This window comes from Lysinibacillus sp. CD3-6, assembly GCF_006351725.2.
Classification (GTDB): Bacteria; Bacillota; Bacilli; order Bacillales_A; family Planococcaceae; genus Lysinibacillus.
This window is the reverse complement of sequence record NZ_CP085880.1, coordinates 3526332-3543311: the sequence shown is the minus strand read 5'-3', so window position 1 is coordinate 3543311 and position 16980 is coordinate 3526332. Positions and strand designations below refer to the sequence as shown.

The 16980-nt window shown below is 39.1% G+C and carries 13 protein-coding genes and 1 other annotated feature; of the genes, 12 read left to right on the top strand and 1 reads right to left on the bottom strand.

Annotation, left to right across the window (positions count from 1 at the left end):
* Positions 1 to 11: 11 nt before the first annotated feature.
* Complete coding sequence (gene pheT, locus FH508_RS17640) at positions 12 to 2429, top strand: phenylalanine--tRNA ligase subunit beta (RefSeq protein ID WP_172772358.1); 2418 nt, start codon at positions 12 to 14, stop codon at positions 2427 to 2429.
* Between the two features lie 399 nt (positions 2430 to 2828).
* Here the strand turns inward: pheT and rnhC are convergent, their stop codons facing one another.
* On the bottom strand, positions 2829 to 3755 hold the full coding sequence (rnhC, locus tag FH508_RS17635; RefSeq protein ID WP_139860393.1) for a ribonuclease HIII: 927 nt from the start codon (positions 3753 to 3755) through the stop codon (positions 2829 to 2831).
* A gap of 135 nt (positions 3756 to 3890) precedes the next feature.
* On the opposite strand from rnhC, the gene zapA reads away from it, so the two are divergent.
* The 11 genes from zapA to FH508_RS17580 all read left to right on the top strand — a co-directional run bounded on the left by zapA (position 3891) and on the right by FH508_RS17580 (position 16945).
* Positions 3891 to 4151 carry a cell division protein ZapA gene (zapA, locus tag FH508_RS17630; protein ID WP_024363855.1) on the top strand — a complete coding sequence of 87 codons (261 nt, stop codon included), beginning with the start codon at positions 3891 to 3893 and terminating at the stop codon, positions 4149 to 4151.
* Between the two features lie 5 nt (positions 4152 to 4156).
* Positions 4157 to 4702, top strand: coding sequence for a CvpA family protein (locus FH508_RS17625; RefSeq protein WP_139860395.1), 546 nt, complete (start codon positions 4157 to 4159; stop codon positions 4700 to 4702).
* Between the two features lie 191 nt (positions 4703 to 4893).
* The gene (polX, locus tag FH508_RS17620) at positions 4894 to 6603 is read left to right on the top strand and encodes a DNA polymerase/3'-5' exonuclease PolX (RefSeq protein ID WP_172772357.1); all 1710 of its coding nucleotides are present in this window, start codon (positions 4894 to 4896) and stop codon (positions 6601 to 6603) included.
* Between the two features lie 18 nt (positions 6604 to 6621).
* Positions 6622 to 8988, top strand: coding sequence for an endonuclease MutS2 (locus FH508_RS17615; RefSeq protein WP_172772356.1), 2367 nt, complete (start codon positions 6622 to 6624; stop codon positions 8986 to 8988).
* 21 nt (positions 8989 to 9009) lie between these two features.
* Complete coding sequence (locus FH508_RS17610; protein WP_010860124.1) at positions 9010 to 9423, top strand: DUF350 domain-containing protein; 414 nt, start codon at positions 9010 to 9012, stop codon at positions 9421 to 9423.
* Positions 9424 to 9911: 488 nt separating this feature from the next.
* Complete coding sequence (locus FH508_RS17605) at positions 9912 to 11603, top strand: AMP-binding protein (RefSeq protein WP_172772355.1); 1692 nt, start codon at positions 9912 to 9914, stop codon at positions 11601 to 11603.
* Between the two features lie 268 nt (positions 11604 to 11871).
* Complete coding sequence (locus FH508_RS17600) at positions 11872 to 12453, top strand: fatty acid metabolism transcriptional regulator FadR (protein WP_172772354.1); 582 nt, start codon at positions 11872 to 11874, stop codon at positions 12451 to 12453.
* A gap of 14 nt (positions 12454 to 12467) precedes the next feature.
* Positions 12468 to 13241 (top strand): enoyl-CoA hydratase, encoded by a 774-nt coding sequence (locus FH508_RS17595; RefSeq protein WP_172772353.1) that lies wholly within the window; start codon positions 12468 to 12470, stop codon positions 13239 to 13241.
* A gap of 109 nt (positions 13242 to 13350) precedes the next feature.
* Positions 13351 to 14124, top strand: a complete 774-nt coding sequence (locus FH508_RS17590; RefSeq protein ID WP_172772352.1) for an electron transfer flavoprotein subunit beta/FixA family protein — start codon at positions 13351 to 13353, stop codon at positions 14122 to 14124.
* Positions 14125 to 14170: 46 nt separating this feature from the next.
* Positions 14171 to 15148 carry an electron transfer flavoprotein subunit alpha/FixB family protein gene (locus tag FH508_RS17585; protein ID WP_172772351.1) on the top strand — a complete coding sequence of 326 codons (978 nt, stop codon included), beginning with the start codon at positions 14171 to 14173 and terminating at the stop codon, positions 15146 to 15148.
* Between the two features lie 156 nt (positions 15149 to 15304).
* Positions 15305 to 15537: a binding site (T-box leader), on the top strand.
* 58 nt (positions 15538 to 15595) lie between these two features.
* Complete coding sequence (locus tag FH508_RS17580) at positions 15596 to 16945, top strand: amino acid permease (protein ID WP_172772350.1); 1350 nt, start codon at positions 15596 to 15598, stop codon at positions 16943 to 16945.
* The last annotated feature ends 35 nt before the right edge of the window (positions 16946 to 16980 follow it).

The window sequence follows — 16980 nt, the reverse complement described above, 5'->3', positions numbered from 1 at the left end:
GGGGACTAAAAATGTTAGTATCATTAGAATGGTTAAAAGATTATGTAAGTATACAGGACTTAGCGCCTGAAGATTTAGCAGAAAAAATTACACGCTCAGGTATTGAAGTAGACGCTGTTATTGACCGTGCTAGCGGCATGGATAAAGTCGTTGTCGGCTATGTTGTGTCAAAGGAGAAGCACCCTGAAGCTGATAAATTAAACATTTGCCAAGTTGATGTTGGCGAAGCAGAGCCACAACAAATTATTTGTGGAGCGCCAAACGTAGATGCAGGGCAAAAAGTAATCGTTGCTCGTCCTGGTGCACATTTACCAGGAGGCATTAAAATTAAAAAAGCAAAACTTCGTGGGCACGAGTCAAACGGCATGATTTGTTCATTACAAGAGCTTGGTATTGAAGGTAAGTTAGTACCGAAAGCTTATGCTGAAGGCATTTATGTGTTGCCAGCAGATGCAGAGGTGGGCTCTGATGCACTAGCGGTTTTAGGTCTTCGTGATACTGTGCTTGAGCTTGGCTTAACACCAAACCGCTCCGATGCGCTTTCAATGCTAGGCGTGGCTTATGAGGTTGGTGCAATTCTGTCAGAAGAAGTAAAGTACCCAGAAATCGAATATCATACATCTTCCGAAAAAGCAGGGGACTTATTAAAGCTTCGCGTGGAAGATTTGCAAGCGAACCCAATGTACGTAGCGAAAGTTGTGAAAAACGTTAAAATTGCAGAGTCACCAATGTGGTTACAGCACCGATTAATGGCAGCTGGAGTACGTCCTCACAATAATGTAGTCGATGTGACAAACTATATTTTAATGGAATATGGTCAACCGCTTCATGCATTTGACTACAATAGCTTAGCTACAGGTGAAATTGTTGTTCGTAAAGCAACAGAAGGTGAAAAAATTACGACTTTAGATGACCAAGAACGTACATTAAAGGCAACTGATTTAGTCATTACTAATGGCAAGGAGCCAGTAGCGATTGCAGGTGTAATGGGTGGAGCAAATTCTGAGGTAACAGAAACGACAACAACTGTAGTTATTGAATCTGCCTATTTCGATGGTTTAACAGTTCGCCAAACTTCACGTAATCTAGGTCTTCGCTCGGATGCATCAGCTCGCTTTGAAAAAGGCGTTGATCCAAACCGAGTAATTCCTGCAGCAGAACGTGCAGCAGCATTACTAGCTGAGTTAGCTGGCGGTGAAGTGTTAGAAGGTACTTGTATCGTTGATGAATTAGATAAAACACCAGCTCGTGTTGTTGTCTCTCCAGACTTTATTAACGAACGTCTTGGCATGAAAATTTCATTAGAAGATATGCTTTCTATTTTAGAGCGTTTAAAATTCGGTGTAGAAGCTGCAAATGGCTTATTAATTATTGATGCACCAACACGTCGACAAGATATTAAAATTGAAGAAGATATCGTTGAAGAAATTGCACGTTTATATGGTTATGATGAAATTCCAATGACTTTACCAGAGGGTGCAAACCAAGTTGGGCAATTGACAGCTTACCAAGCGAATCGTCGTGTCGTGCGTGACTATTTAGAAGGTGCAGGACTTTATCAGGCTGTTACTTATTCTTTAACATCTGAAGCACTATCACAACGCTTTGCACTAAAAGCTGAGCCTGTAACACGTTTATTAATGCCGATGAGTGAAGACCGTTCAACACTGCGCCAAAGCTTGATTCCACATTTAATTGAAGCAGCAGCCTATAATGTTGCGCGTAAAGCAGATAGCGTAGCATTATATGAAGTTGGTTCTGTGTTCCTTGGTCAAACAGAAGAGGGGCTACCTTTTGAAGAAGAGCATGTAGCTGCTGTTTTAACAGGTAAATGGTTAGATCATGCTTGGCAAGGTGAGAAAAAGGAAGTAGACTTCTTTGTACTAAAAGGAATTATTGAGGGTGTCATTGGCAAGCTTGGATTAACAGATCGCATTGCATTTGTTAAAACAGAGGTAGCTGGCTTACATCCTGGACGAACAGCAAGTATTTTATTAGACGGAGAACAAGTTGGTATTATCGGTGGCTTACATCCTGCAGAACAAAAGTCATGGGGTGTCAAAGATACGTATGTAATGGAAATGAATTTAGTAGCATTACTTCATGCGAATGCAAGTGAAGCACCACTTGGTTATAAAGCGGTTCCTCGTTTCCCTGCGATGTCTCGTGATATCGCGCTTGTTATGGACCGTGCAACAGCAGCAGGTGAAGTAATTACTGCGATACGTTCAGCGGGTGTGAAGCTGTTGAAGGACATTCGCGTGTTTGATGTCTATGAAGGTGAAAAAATGGAAGCAGGTAAAAAATCTGTTGCCTTCTCATTAACATACTTCGATCCAGAACGAACATTAACAGATGATGAGGTAGTTGCAGCACATAACAAAGTGTTAAAAGCAATTGCTACAATTGAAGGAACAGAAGTACGTTAATTTATACTAATTTAACAAGCTGTTTCGAAATTAGAGACAGCTTAGAGTGTCGACAAAAGGCACCAAGAAATTACTCTTGGTGCCTTTTGTCTTTTTTAATACCTATTAAGTTAATTGGAGCGAAGGGCCCGCGGAAAGCGTCAGCCCGTAGCGGAAATCAATGTAATAGTCCTAAATATATTGAGTGGTTGAAAAGAGCAACTATCGAATACATTTAATTTTTATCTTTTGGAAAAGCATGCAATCTAGTTGATTGGAGCGAAGGGCTGGCGACTCCTGCGGGAACGCACGCCACGTAAGACGCAACAATCCGCGCGATAGCGAGGGTTGCGGCTTACGGTGTGCCCGCGGAAAGCGTCAGCCCGTAGCGGAAATCAACGTAATAAGACCTCTATATATTTATTTTAACTTCCGAGCCTTTTCAGTATTAGCAAAATGCCATTTTGTGATGGAGCGCAAAAATTCCTCCCCTTGTCCACGCCAAATTCGGGCAGCTAGTGCATCAACTTTACTTGATGCCCCTTTTTGTAACTCTATGCCAGCAAGCTCACTTAGTCGATCCATTTCCTTTAAGAATGCAGCGCGAGCTAAAATCGAAGCAGTAGCAACTGAAACATGTAATTGTTCAGCTTTCGTTGAAAATAGTACATCCTCTTTTACAATGTCCCGCTCTTTTTTTAAATAATTGTAATAGACGCCGCGTTCAGCAAACTGATCAATTAAAATATGCGTAGGTTTTTCAGGAGCCATTTTTGACAGTGTATTGCCGAGCGCCTTATTATGCATCATTGCTTTCATTTTACCCTGAGAGTAGCCTCGTGCTTGTAATACATTATATTTTTCATTGCGCAATACGAGTACGCTATGGATACATGCTGCACGTAAATCAGGTGCTATTTTGCGCATATAGTCATCAGTAAGCATTTTAGAATCTTTAACGCCGAGCTCATTTATTAGTTCTATTTTTGTAGAAGGAACGTAAACTGCAGCGACTGTTATAGGACCAAAATAATCGCCTGTCCCCGTTTCATCGGAGCCTAACACAGACATTGAGGCAAAGCCTTCTGGAAGCGTATCGCCTTTTGCTCCAATGGTTGAGGACTTTTGAGTAGTTACTACCCCAGTGGCACCCCAACGTGCGGCTTCTCGCTCAGCTCCCCCGCCTTGGAACATACATTTCCCTGATTTATACATCGTAATAGCTGTATCAGGAAGTTTTGCGGCAAACACCACACCTGGTGCTTTTCGCTCCACAAAATAACTTGCGTAATAAGACATCACCTCTTTTTGTGCATTTGTTGAAATTAATAGTACAATATTTGACATTTAACCGTTCCTTTCTATCCTCATTGTTCACAATTTTATACCTTTCATGTTATGATAATATATAGCTTTTTTGTGTGGACGTTGCTCATTACTGTCAAAATCGTGAGCAAAATGATTTTATTGGAGGGTGCGACTATGGAAAATCAAGAAAAGAATAAAATTTCTGTGGAAATATATGGTCATACATATAAAATGGTCGGCTCCGAATCCATTGGACACATGCGACTTGTCGCTTCTATTGTTGATGACCGTATGCGCGAAATGAATTTACATAATCCCTCACTTGATAGCACAAAGCTTGCCGTCCTTACAGCCGTAAATACGGTGCACGATTATTTACTCTTAAAAGAGCAAATAGAATTACTAGAAGAAGAATTGAAAAAATTAAAGGGTTGAAGTGAATGCTAGATTTAATCATATTAGTAGTTCTATTAGTTGGACTGCTAGTGGGGGCAAAACGTGGCTTCATTGTACAAATGATGCATATTGTCAGCTTTGTCGTTGCCCTAATTGTTGCGTATATTTATTATAAGCCATTAGCACAGAAATTTGTGTTTTGGGTGCCATATCCAGGTGTAACGGATTCAGGAAGCCTCGGGGTTGTCATTGATAGCTTAGATTTAGACCGCACGTTTTACCGTGTTATTGCATTTGCGGTTATTTTCTTTGCAGTGAAAATTTCATTGCAAATTGTGGCGTCTATTTTTGACTTTATTGCCTATCTACCTGTGCTTAATACGGTGAACCGTTGGCTTGGTGCACTGCTTGGCGTAATTGAAAATTATTTAATTTTGTTTATTGTGTTGTATGTTTTGGCATTAGTACCAATTGATTTAGTACAAAATTTAATGTCGAAGTCGTTCTTATCAGGCCTCATTTTGGAGCATACACCGATTATTACAAAGATGTTCCAAAATTGGTGGTATATTTATCTCCATGCTTCATAACAATTTGGCATCTACGCATGGAAAACTGAATGTAGTGTTCACTTGTTTGTCCGTAGAAATCTGCTGAAATGGCGAAGTTGTTGTTAAGGGCACAGCTGTTTTGTGCGCAGAGCCGCAATGAATAGGCAATAGTAATCGATGCACTTCTCTCGGACTAGAGGGAAGTGTTTTTACGATAGGAGGAATTCTAAATGAACAAAAAGACAATTATTCGAACACTAGAGAAAATTGCTTTATATATGGAGTTACAAGGTGAAAATCCCTTCAAGGTATCCGCCTTCCGAAAGGCAGCTGCCGCACTTGAAACAGACGAACGCTCCCTAAGTGAAATGGAAGATGTGACAAAGCTTAAAGGAATTGGGAAAGGCACAGCTGCTGTTATTGAAGATTTGATTGAGACTGGAGAATCTAGTCTTTTAAAAGAATTACAAGATATTGTGCCAAAAGGGTTACTACCGCTATTAAAGTTGCCAGGCTTAGGTGGCAAAAAAATTGCCAAGCTTCATCAAGAGCTAGGCATTGACTCTGCTGAAAGCTTACAAGCTGCATGTGAGGCTGGCAAAGTGCGCGAGCTAGCGGGCTTTGCAGCGAAAACAGAAGAAAAAATTTTAAAGGAACTTGCGAACTTTGCCAATCGTTCGGAACGTTTGCCAATTTGGCTGCTAGAGCCTGTTGTTTTACAAATTGAAGCACTTCTCGGTAGTATGGAGGAAGTGACACGTTTCTCAGTAGCTGGAAGCTTCCGTCGTGCCTCAGAAACGAGTAAAGATATCGATTTTATCGTTGTAACGGAAGCGATTGAAGTAGTCCGTGAAAAGTTATTGAGTGAACTTGCAATTCAGGAAGTCGTCGCTGCAGGCGATACAAAAATTTCAGTTGTTTTAGATTTAGATGAACCGATAAGTGTTGATTTTCGATTAGTGAAAGATGTTGAATATGCAACAGCTTTGCACCATTTTACTGGCTCAAAGGAACATAATGTGCGTATGCGTCAGCTTGCAAAGACGCGTGGGGAGAAAATTAGTGAATATGGTGTAGAGCAAGCAGATGGCACAGTACTAACATTTACAGATGAAGCGGCATTTTTTGACCATTTTGATATGCCATTTATTCCACCTAGCTTACGAACAGGATCAACAGAATTTGATCGCCAAAGTGAAGTGAAGGATTTAGTGAAGCTGGAGGATATTGTAGCTGATTTGCATATGCATACGACATGGTCAGATGGTGGATATGCCGTTGCTGAAATGGGAGAGGCATTAATTTCTCATGGTTATCACTATGGCGTTATTACCGATCACTCCCAGTATTTAAAAGTGGCGAATGGTTTAACACCTGCACGTTTAGTGAAGCAACGAGCGGAAATTGAAGCATTTAACGAAACACATCCAGACTTTTATTTATATGCAGGAACAGAGATGGATATTTTACCAGATGGTTCGTTGGATTTTGATGATGACGTATTAAAAAAATTAGATTTTGTAATAGCCTCTATTCACTCCAGTTTTACGCAGTCACAAGAAAAAATTATGGCGCGTTTACACACGGCAATGCAAAATCCGTATGTTCATATGATTGCCCATCCAACGGGTCGCATTATTGAGGATCGGGCTGGTTATAATCCAGATATGGCACAGTTAATTGAATGGGCGAAGGAATATGGTAAAATTTTAGAGTTAAACGCAAATCCATATCGTTTAGATTTATGTGTCGAGCACTTAGAAATGGCGGTTGCAGCAGGGGTACCTGTCGCGATTAATACGGATGCGCATGATATCGCTCATTTACGTTTTATGGATATAGGTGTGCGCTACGCAAATAAGGCATGGCTGAAAAAAGATATGATTGTCAACACATGGACGCGCGAACAGTTTGAGGCGTTTATTCGACGAAATAAATAGGTTGAGGAGGTGTTCTCAGTGATCGCCAACCGCGCATTGAAAACACTAGAATATGATAAAGTACGTCAACAAGTGGCTACATACTGTACTTCATCAATTGGCAAATCTGCCATTGATGAGCTTGTACCACAAACTGACTATGAAAAAGTAGTTCAGTTACTAGAAGAGATGGATGAAGGGCTATCCATTTTGCGTGTAAAAGGTAATGTCCCAATGGGTGGTATTTTCGATGTTAGACCTGCTGCAAGACGTGCCCAAATCGGCGGGATGCTTTCAGCGATGGAATTAATGGAAGTATCAAGTACGATTCGAGCTAGCCGTATTTTGCGCAATTTCCTAGAGGACTTAGAGTCAGAGGAAATCATTGAAATTCCTCATTTCATTGCTAAAAAGGAAATGATGCCCGTATTAACAGGATTACAGCATGAAATTAATAACTGTATTGACGATAATGGTGCTGTTTTAGATTCAGCAAGTCCAACATTGCGTTCTATTCGTCAATCTTTGCGTGCTGAAGAGGCTAAAGTGCGTTCGAGACTAGAAAGTCTAACTCGTGGTAGCAATGCATCAAAAATGCTGTCAGATGCCATTGTTACGATTCGAAACGACCGTTATGTAATTCCAGTTAAGCAAGAATATCGACATCATTACGGTGGTATTGTGCACGATCAATCGTCATCAGGCCAAACGTTATTTATCGAACCAGATTCCGTTGTACAAGCAAATAATGAAATACATCGACTTAAGATGAAAGAACAAACGGAAATTGATCGTATTTTACTTGCTTTAAGTGCGATGGTTGAGGAAGTTGCACCCGATTTATTTAACTTAGTGAAACTATTAGGTGAGATTGATGTCATTTTAGCAAAAGGTAAATATGGCCAAGCCAATAAATGCACGATGCCAAAGATGAACAAGGACGGGTATATCCGACTTGTAAGAGCACGTCATCCACTTTTACCTATTGAAACGGCAGTTGCTAATGATATCGAATTCGGTAGAGACATTACAGCAATTGTCATTACAGGGCCTAATACGGGTGGTAAGACTGTGACGTTAAAAACAGTTGGTCTTTGTACATTAATGGCGCAGGCAGGCTTACCAGTGCCCGCATTAGATGGTTCAGAGCTAGCGGTATTTGAGCAGCTTTTTGCTGATATCGGTGATGAACAATCAATTGAACAATCGCTTTCTACATTTTCATCTCATATGGTAAACATCGTCGACATTTTACAGCAATTCGATCACGAATCATTGGTGTTATTTGATGAATTAGGTGCAGGAACAGACCCTCAAGAAGGTGCTGCCTTAGCTATTTCCATTTTGGATGAAGTGCATGGACGTGGTGCGCGTGTAATGGCAACAACGCACTATCCTGAATTAAAAGCATATGGCTACAATCGACCTGGCGTTGCCAATGCGAGTGTAGAATTTGATATCGAAACATTAAGTCCGACATATCGCCTACTTATTGGTGTACCAGGTCGTTCTAATGCATTTGAAATTTCTAGTCGTCTTGGCTTACCAGAGTCCATTATTGATCGTGCTAAAAGCTTCACAGGTACGGACCGTCATGAGGTGGAGTCTATGATTGCTTCCTTAGAAGAAACGAGACGCCAATCAGAGGATGATGCGGAGCGCTCCCATGATTTACTTTTAGAGTCTGAGGCACTGCGCAAAGAGCTACAAGATAAGCTGCAAGCATATGATGAGCGCAAAGAAGCACTCGATAAAAAAGCGAAAGAAAAAGCACGTAAAATTGTGGAAGATGCAAAAAGAGAAGCAGAAACCATTATTACCGAGCTTCGTGAAATGCGCAAAAATGCCGATCAAGTAGTAAAAGAACATGAGTTAATTGAGGCGCGTAAACGTTTAGAAGAGGCGACACCCCTTGAGCATAACAAAGTATTGAAAAAAGCAGCGCAAGTGAAGGCGCGTGCGCAAAACTTGGTTGTCGGTGATGAGGTAAAGGTGTTAAGCTATGGACAACGAGGAACTTTACTTGAAAAAGTCTCTGATGCTGAATGGGTTGTCCAAATGGGCATTTTAAAAATGAAAATTGCCGATACAGATATAGAATACATTAAACCAGAGAAAGAGCCTGTTCAACGTGTTTCTGGTGTGAAAAATCGAGATAGCCATGTGAAATTAGAATTAGATTTACGTGGAGAGCGCTATGAGGATGCGATTATTCGCACTGAAAAATATATAGATGATGCGCTGCTTTCAAACTATGGTCGCGTGTCGATTATTCACGGTGTTGGGACAGGAGCATTGCGTCAGGGCATACAAAGTTACCTGAAAAAACATAAACGGGTGAAGTCCTTCCGTTTTGGAGAAGCAGGCGAAGGTGGATTTGGCGTTACTGTTGTGGAATTGAAATAAGCTGTAAAGGGGACGGAGAAAATGCTAAATTCTAGCTTTTGGCGATATCCAATTATCGAAACGGCAGGATATTTTAGTGTTGTTGTGTTATGTTTAGTCGTCTCGATGGCATTGTTCGAAGTCGTTACGAAATATAAAAACTGGGAAGAAATAAAAAATGGTAATGTAGCTGTGGCGCTTGCAACTGGCGGTAAAATATTAGGGATTTGCAATATTTTCCGTTATTCGATTGCACGTCATAGTACGCTGAGTGAAATGATTGGTTGGGGACTATTTGGCTTTACGTTACTCATCGTGGCGTATTTCTTATTTGAATTTATGACACCCCGTTTTAACGTGGATCAGGAAATTGCCAATGACAATCGCTCAGTAGGCTTTATTTCCTTTACGATTTCAGTCGGACTATCGTTCGTTATTGGGGCAAGTATTGCATAGGAGTGTACTGAGATGGAAAAATTAGCGAAAGTTCTAATCGTAGTCTGCATCGCATTTTTGGCAGTCGGTATTTACTATATGTTGACCGTATAATTTTATAATGTAGCCTCCATAATGTGAGGAAGTATCTAGCTTTAGAGAAACTTGAACTTTCAAGTTTTTCTAGAGCTTTTTTTGTATAGAAAATCGTCAATCGCTAATAGAGGAAGTCTATTTTTTTACAAGATGATAGAAAAATTTTTATAAAATTATTTTTTAAATATAGGAATAGCAAGCGCATGAATTGAATAAAAAATGAAACAATGAATGAGCATTCATAAGGGGGAGCGACTAAAAACCCTTTATGTGGTAGTTATATAAATGTTGTTAAATGCATAATAATTAATCGAAAATACATTTATTTTCTATTTTGTGTTTGAAAGTACATTTCTTTTTCATTATAATTAAATTAAGAATTTACAAAGTTTGGGACAAAGGGGAGAGGACGTATGACAGCAAAACCATGGCTAGCAAATTATCCTGAAGAAGTACCACCGTCTTTAACGTTTGAGGAAATTCCTGTGCAAGAGTTTTTGACACGTGCCTATCAAAAGAAACCATCTAAAGTGGCCATTCATTTTATGGGTAAGGATTTAACGTACACCGAGTTATATGAGTCCGCACTTAAGTTCGCGAACTATTTACAAGCACTTGGTGTAGAAAAGGGAGACCGTGTGGCAATTATGTTACCAAATACGCCACAAAGTGTAATCGCTTACTATGGGGCGATGTATGCTGGAGCGGTCGTAGTACAGACAAATCCACTTTACACTGAACGTGAATTGCAATATCAATTGATGGATTCAGGTGCGAAGGTCATTTTAGTCATGGATATTTTATATCCGCGAGTGATGAAAATCATGAAAGAAACGGCTCTTGAAAATGTCATTGTAACCGCAATCAAAGACTACTTACCATTCCCAAAAAACTTAGTATATCCATTTATCCAAAAAAAGCAGTATGGCTTTAGTGTGAAAGTTGAGCATAGTGGACAAAATCATTTATTTACAGAAATTATGAAATCCTCACCTGTAAAAATGATTGAAATGCCATTTGATTTTGAAGAAGATCTTGCATTACTTCAGTATACAGGCGGGACGACAGGGTATCCGAAAGGTGTTATGCTAACGCATAAAAACTTAATTGCCAATACGACAATGTGTGACGCTTGGATGTATAAATGTGTCCATGGTGAGGAAACGATAATGGGTGTGCTTCCATTTTTCCATGTTTATGGAATGACAACTGTCATGTTGCTTTCTGTTTTCACTCAAAATAGAATGGTATTATTACCGAAGTTTGATGCTGAAACAGCTTTGAAAACGATTGATAAGCAAAAGCCAACATTGTTTCCTGGTGCACCGACATTGTATATTGGTTTATTAAATCATCCAGATATTGCGAAATATGATTTATCGTCTATTAAAGCATGTCTAAGTGGTTCGGCTTCGCTGCCTGTAGAAGTACAGGAGCAATTTGAGGCAGTAACAGGTGGGAAACTAGTAGAAGGTTACGGGTTAACCGAAACTTCTCCAGTAACGCACGCAACACCAATTTGGGGTAACCGTGTTATAGGTTCAGTAGGTTTACCGTGGCCGAATACTGATTCTGTCATATTACGTACAGGTGATACGGAACAGCTTGCCATTGGTGAAGTGGGCGAAATTGCTGTAAAAGGCCCGCAAGTTATGAAGGGCTATTGGAATCGTCCTGAAGATACGGCAGCAACGTTTGCAGATGGTTGGTTCTTAACGGGTGATTTAGGCTATATGGATGAAAAAGGTTACTTCTATGTAGTTGACCGAAAGAAAGATTTAATTATAGCGGGTGGCTTTAATATTTATCCTCGTGAAGTCGAAGAAGTATTATATGAGCGTGAAGAAATTCAAGAATGTGTAGTTGCAGGTATTCCTGATCCGTATCGAGGGGAAACAGTAAAAGCTTATATTGTTGTAAAAGAAGGATATTCGATTACGGAAGACGAATTAAATAAATATTGCCGTCAACACTTAGCTGCTTTTAAAGTACCGCGCTATTATGAATTCCGTGACGAGTTACCAAAAACAGCAGTCGGAAAAATTTTACGCCGTACTTTAGTAGAGGAAGAAAAAACAAAAATGGCGAATAAAGAAGCAAAATAACTACGTGGTAAAGTATTGACAAGCGTGAATGTAAAATATAATATGAAAATATGAATGAATAACCATTCATATTTTCATATTTTTTGTTTCTTGAAAACCACGCCATGTAAATCATGAAGAATCGGCTCAAAATTTTGTTTCGAAATTTCAGTGTTAAAAGAATTACAAAGTGTCATATAAATAGGCAAATCATTCGCTTAACGATACGTCTAATATGTGACAAAAAATAATAAGGTGTGCGTATGTTTTTGTAGGTGGTGATTTAAAAATGAAGCGAGATAAGCCGAAATATAAGCAAATTATTGATGCAGCTGTCTTCGTTATTGCAGAAAATGGTTATCACCAAGCGCAAGTATCGAAGATTGCTAAACAAGCTGGAGTAGCCGACGGAACAATCTATTTATATTTTAAAAATAAAGAAGATATATTAATTTCTGTCTTTAATGAAAAAATGGCTGTTTTTGTAGAGTCATTACAAGATATAATAGAAAATGGAAGTACGTCGAAAGACAAACTTTCACGAATGATTGAAAATCATTTTAGTGTTCTAGCTACAGATCGATCACTTGCGACCGTTACACAATTAGAACTTCGCCAATCAAATAAAGATTTACGACAGAAGATCAATGGTGTATTAAGAGATTATTTACAATTACTTGATCAGATTCTAATTGAAGGTATGGTTTCAGGTGAGTTCAATCAAACGATGGATGTTCGCTTAGCGCGACAAATGGTATTTGGAACAATTGACGAAACCATTACGTCTTGGGTTATGAATGACTATCGATATGATTTGATAGAACAAGTTCCGAAAGTTCAGGCATTGATTCTGAACGGCATTAAAGCATAAAAGGATGTGGAGAAATGGAATTTCTAAGTTGGAAAGTAGAAGATGGAGTTGCAATTATTACGATTGCACGTCCACCAGCAAACGCATTATCTCGCGGAATCATTGCTGAAGTCAATGCTGTACTAGATGCTGTAGAAAACGATGACGCAGTACGTGTCCTTGTACTTCATGGTGAAGGCCGTTTCTTCTCAGCAGGTGCAGACATTAAGGAATTTACAGAAGTTAATTCAGGGGAAGAGTTTACGAAACTTGCAGGCAATGGTCAACAAGTCTTTGAACGTGTTGAGTCGTTCTCTAAGCCTGTCATCGCCGCAATTCATGGTGCTGCACTTGGCGGTGGTCTAGAGCTAGCTATGAGCTGTCATATGCGTTTTGTAACGGAATCTGCGAAATTAGGATTGCCTGAACTACAACTAGGACTTATTCCAGGATTCGGTGGCACACAACGTTTACCACGCTATGTAGGGGTAGCTAAAGCAGCAGAAATGTTGTTTACAAGCGATCCTATTTCAGGTACAGAAGCTGTACAATGGGGACTAGCAAACCGTGCTTTTACAGATGAAGTATTATTGGAGGAAACACTAAAGGTAGCGAAAAAAATTGCGAAGAAAAGCCCAATTGCATTAAAAGAAGCAATTCAAGCATTGCAATATGCGAAACATGCTTCATTTTATGAGGGTATTCAAGCAGAGGCTAAATCATTTGGTACAGTATTTGTATCAGAAGATGCGAAAGAAGGAATTCAAGCATTTATTGAAAAACGCGAGCCTGTGTTTACTGGCAAATAGTTTTCCATCAGTATAGTTAACCACTTAAGGGGAGTTTATCTAGACTGAAAATATATAATATTTACAAGTTTACTTGGGAATTTAAAAAACGTTGCAGGGGGTATGAAATATGAATATTTTTGCATTAATTAAACGTACGTTTGATACAGAAGAAAAAATCGTAGTGTCGGGTGGTAAAATCCAAGAGGACGGCGCTGAATTCATTATTAATCCTTATGATGAGTATGCAATTGAAGAGGCAATCCAAGTTCGTGATGCAGCTGGTGGTAAAGTAACAGTTGTGACTATCGGTGGCGAGGATGCAGAAAAACAATTGCGTACTGCGTTAGCAATGGGTGCAGATGAAGCGGTTCTTATTAATACTGAAGATGATCTAGATGAGTTAGATCAAAATGCAGCTGCTTATATTTTAGCTGAATACTTAAAAGATAAAGATGCTGATTTAATTTTAACAGGAAATGTGGCAATTGACGGTGGTTCTGGTCAAGTAGGCCCACGTGTTGCAGACTTATTAGGCATCAACTACGTTACAACAATTACAAACCTTGAAATCGATGGCACAACTGCAAAAATCGTGCGCGATATTGAAGGTGATTCTGAAGTGATTGAAACGTCTTTACCACTTTTAGTAACTGCTCAACAAGGTCTAAATGAGCCACGTTACCCATCGTTACCAGGCATTATGAAAGCGAAGAAGAAACCGCTTGCAGAGCTTGAATTAGATGATTTAGATATTGATGAAGATGATGTTGAAGTAAAAGTAGAAACAGTCGACATTTACTTACCAGCTCAAAAAGCAGCAGGCCGTATTTTAGAAGGTGAGCTGTCTGATCAAGCAAAAGAGCTAGTCAACCTACTTCATTCAGAAGCGAAAGTTGTTTAAGTGTTAGCGCAAATCGAATCTTAAAGGGTAACGGAGGGAATATACTATGTCAAAAAAAGTATTAGTATTAGGTGAAGTTCGTGAAGGAAGCTTACGTAATGTATCTTTCGAGGCAATTGCAGCAGCAAAACAAATCGCTGATGGTGGCGAGGTTGTAGGCGTACTTTTAGGGGATGCGGTTGCAGGATTAACAGGTCCATTATTTGAGCATGGGGCAGATCGTGTTGTCACTGTGGAACATCCACATTTAAAACAATATACATCAGATGGCTATGGACAAGCTTTATTAGCTGTTATCGAGCAAGAACAGCCAACGGGCATTGTATTCGGTCATACAGCAAATGGTAAAGATTTATCTCCTAAAATTGCGAGTAAATTACAAGCAGGCCTTGTTTCTGACGTAACGTCGATTGAAGGTGCTGGTGACGATGTAGTATTCATTCGTCCAATCTACTCAGGTAAAGCTTTTGAGAAGGTAAAAGTAAAAGAGGGCATCGTGTTAGCTTCAATTCGTCCAAACAATATTGCACCTTTAGAAAAAGCTGCGGGTAAATCAGGTGATGTTTCTTCTGTCACTGTTGATATTACAAACTTACGCTCAATTATTAAAGAGGTTGTACGTAAATCTTCAGAAGGTGTAGATCTTTCAGAAGCTAAAGTCGTTGTAGCTGGTGGTCGTGGTGTTAAATCAGAAGAAGGCTTTGAGCCATTAAAGGAATTAGCAGATTTACTTGGCGGTGCAGTTGGTGCATCTCGTGGTGCATGTGATGCTGAGTACTGTGATTATTCTTTACAAATTGGTCAAACAGGGAAGGTTGTTACACCAGACCTTTATATCGCAGCAGGTATTTCAGGTGCCATTCAACATTTAGCAGGTATGTCAAACTCTAAAGTAATTGTAGCAATCAACAAAGATCCTGAAGCAAATATTTTCAAAGTAGCTGACTATGGTATTGTCGGCGATTTATTTGAAGTGATTCCGCTTCTAATCGAAGAATTTAAAGCATTAAAAGTAAACGCATAATTAGTTGAAGCAGGAAGGATAAATCCTTCCTGCTTTTTTTATGGTTATATCTCGCGAGAAGTATTATGTGAAAATTATTGTAAAATAAAATATTGACATAACTAACAAGAGACATTATAGTGGTGAATAATCATTAATTTTTCAATCATATTGTTTTGAAACACAAAGATTAGGAGTAGTAAAAGCTCATTATTCGGTAAAGAGAGCTGCGGGGTGGTGCAACGCAGTCCAATAAGACTTTGAACTTGCCTAGGAGTGGTAAAATAAATAGAGTTATCAGATTATTCTATTTGTTTGACGATTAACCTTCGTTATAAGGTTTTTAAGTTGGGTTCATAATGAACCAATTAGAGTGGTACCGCGGTAGCTTATGGCATATCGTCTCTTCTTTCATTTGATGATGAAGGAACAGACGATATGCCTTTTTTGATTTTAGGAGGTAAGAAAGTGGAAAACAACAATCAACAATTAAAACGAACTATGACCTCGCGCCATATTACAATGATGGCGTTAGGTGGTGCCATCGGTGCTGGGTTATTTAAAGGAAGTAGTGCAGCCATTGATATGGCAGGGCCGTCTGTGCTTATTGCGTATTTAATAGGAGGCATTATTTTATTATTTGTCATGCAAGGCTTAGCCGAGATGGCTGTTCGAAATAAAGAGGCAAGAACATTTAGGGATTTAGTTGAATCCGTATTAGGCAAATACCCTGCATATTTCCTTGATTGGATCTATTGGAAAATGTGGGTTTTAAATATCACAGCAGAATCAGTAGTTGCTGCTATTTTTATTCAATATTGGCTACCTCAATATCCGATTTGGATACTTGCTCTATCTGTTTCTATATTAGTAACAGCTATTAACCTGTTATCCGTAAAACTATTTGCGGAAACTGAATACTGGCTAGCGATGATTAAAATTACTGTAATTATTGTATTTATTATTGCAGGACTTATTTTATTGTTTGGTACGTTTGGTAATCATACAGCAGTTGGCTTTGCAAACTTAACTGAACACGGAGGCTTTTTCCCTAATGGATCAACGGGGTTAATCGCTGCAATGCTTGTCGTCATTTATTCATATGGCGGTACAGAAATCATTGGGATTACATTAGCTGAAACGAAAAATCCTGAAAAAGTAGTACCAAAAGCTGTTCGCAGTACATTAGTGCGTATTGTTACATTCTACCTTCTTCCTTTCTTTATTATCGTTAGTTTAATTCCTTGGAATGAAGTAAATGGGGTACCTGAAAGTCCATTTGTTATGGTATTTAAAATGATTGGAATTCCAGGGGCAGACCATATTATGAATGCTGTTGTTTTACTAGCTATTATTTCTTCCATGAATTCAGGGCTTTATGGTTCATCTCGCGTACTGTATACACAAGCGGTAGACGGTCGTGTTCCAAAAATCTTTGCGCATTTATCTAAACGAAAAGTTCCTGTATATGCTATTTTAATGTGTACGGCAGCTTTATACTTAGGTGTTATCTTTTCTTTATATGCTGGAAGCAAGACGTTTGATTTCTTAATGGGATCGCTTGGCTATACCGTATTATTTATTTGGTTAATTATTGCGATTGCCCATTTGAAATCACGAAAAAAACAATCACAAAACACAAGCGCCTATGAAGTGAAATGGTTTCCGTATACAACTTGGATAGCCATAATTGCGTTAAGTGCCATACTCATTGGGATTATTTTTACAACATCCATTATCGTGACAGGCATCACTTTAGCAATTTACATTTTTATTACATTAACGTATGTATTTAAAGGCCGACATCAAGTAAATTAATTGGTGTCATTTATGTATCCGACATGTTTTTCATA

What these genes read in the sequence shown, in the direction of transcription:
- pheT (WP_172772358.1), top strand. Translation starts at nt 12, where the DNA reads ATGTTAGTATCATTAGAATGGTTAAAAGATTATGTAAGTATACAGGAC.
- rnhC (WP_139860393.1), bottom strand. Translation starts at nt 3,755, where the DNA reads ATGTCAAATATTGTACTATTAATTTCAACAAATGCACAAAAAGAGGTG.
- zapA (WP_024363855.1), top strand. Translation starts at nt 3,891, where the DNA reads ATGGAAAATCAAGAAAAGAATAAAATTTCTGTGGAAATATATGGTCAT.
- FH508_RS17625 (WP_139860395.1), top strand. Translation starts at nt 4,157, where the DNA reads ATGCTAGATTTAATCATATTAGTAGTTCTATTAGTTGGACTGCTAGTG.
- polX (WP_172772357.1), top strand. Translation starts at nt 4,894, where the DNA reads ATGAACAAAAAGACAATTATTCGAACACTAGAGAAAATTGCTTTATAT.
- FH508_RS17610 (WP_010860124.1), top strand. Translation starts at nt 9,010, where the DNA reads ATGCTAAATTCTAGCTTTTGGCGATATCCAATTATCGAAACGGCAGGA.
- FH508_RS17605 (WP_172772355.1), top strand. Translation starts at nt 9,912, where the DNA reads ATGACAGCAAAACCATGGCTAGCAAATTATCCTGAAGAAGTACCACCG.
- FH508_RS17600 (WP_172772354.1), top strand. Translation starts at nt 11,872, where the DNA reads ATGAAGCGAGATAAGCCGAAATATAAGCAAATTATTGATGCAGCTGTC.
- FH508_RS17595 (WP_172772353.1), top strand. Translation starts at nt 12,468, where the DNA reads ATGGAATTTCTAAGTTGGAAAGTAGAAGATGGAGTTGCAATTATTACG.
- FH508_RS17590 (WP_172772352.1), top strand. Translation starts at nt 13,351, where the DNA reads ATGAATATTTTTGCATTAATTAAACGTACGTTTGATACAGAAGAAAAA.
- FH508_RS17585 (WP_172772351.1), top strand. Translation starts at nt 14,171, where the DNA reads ATGTCAAAAAAAGTATTAGTATTAGGTGAAGTTCGTGAAGGAAGCTTA.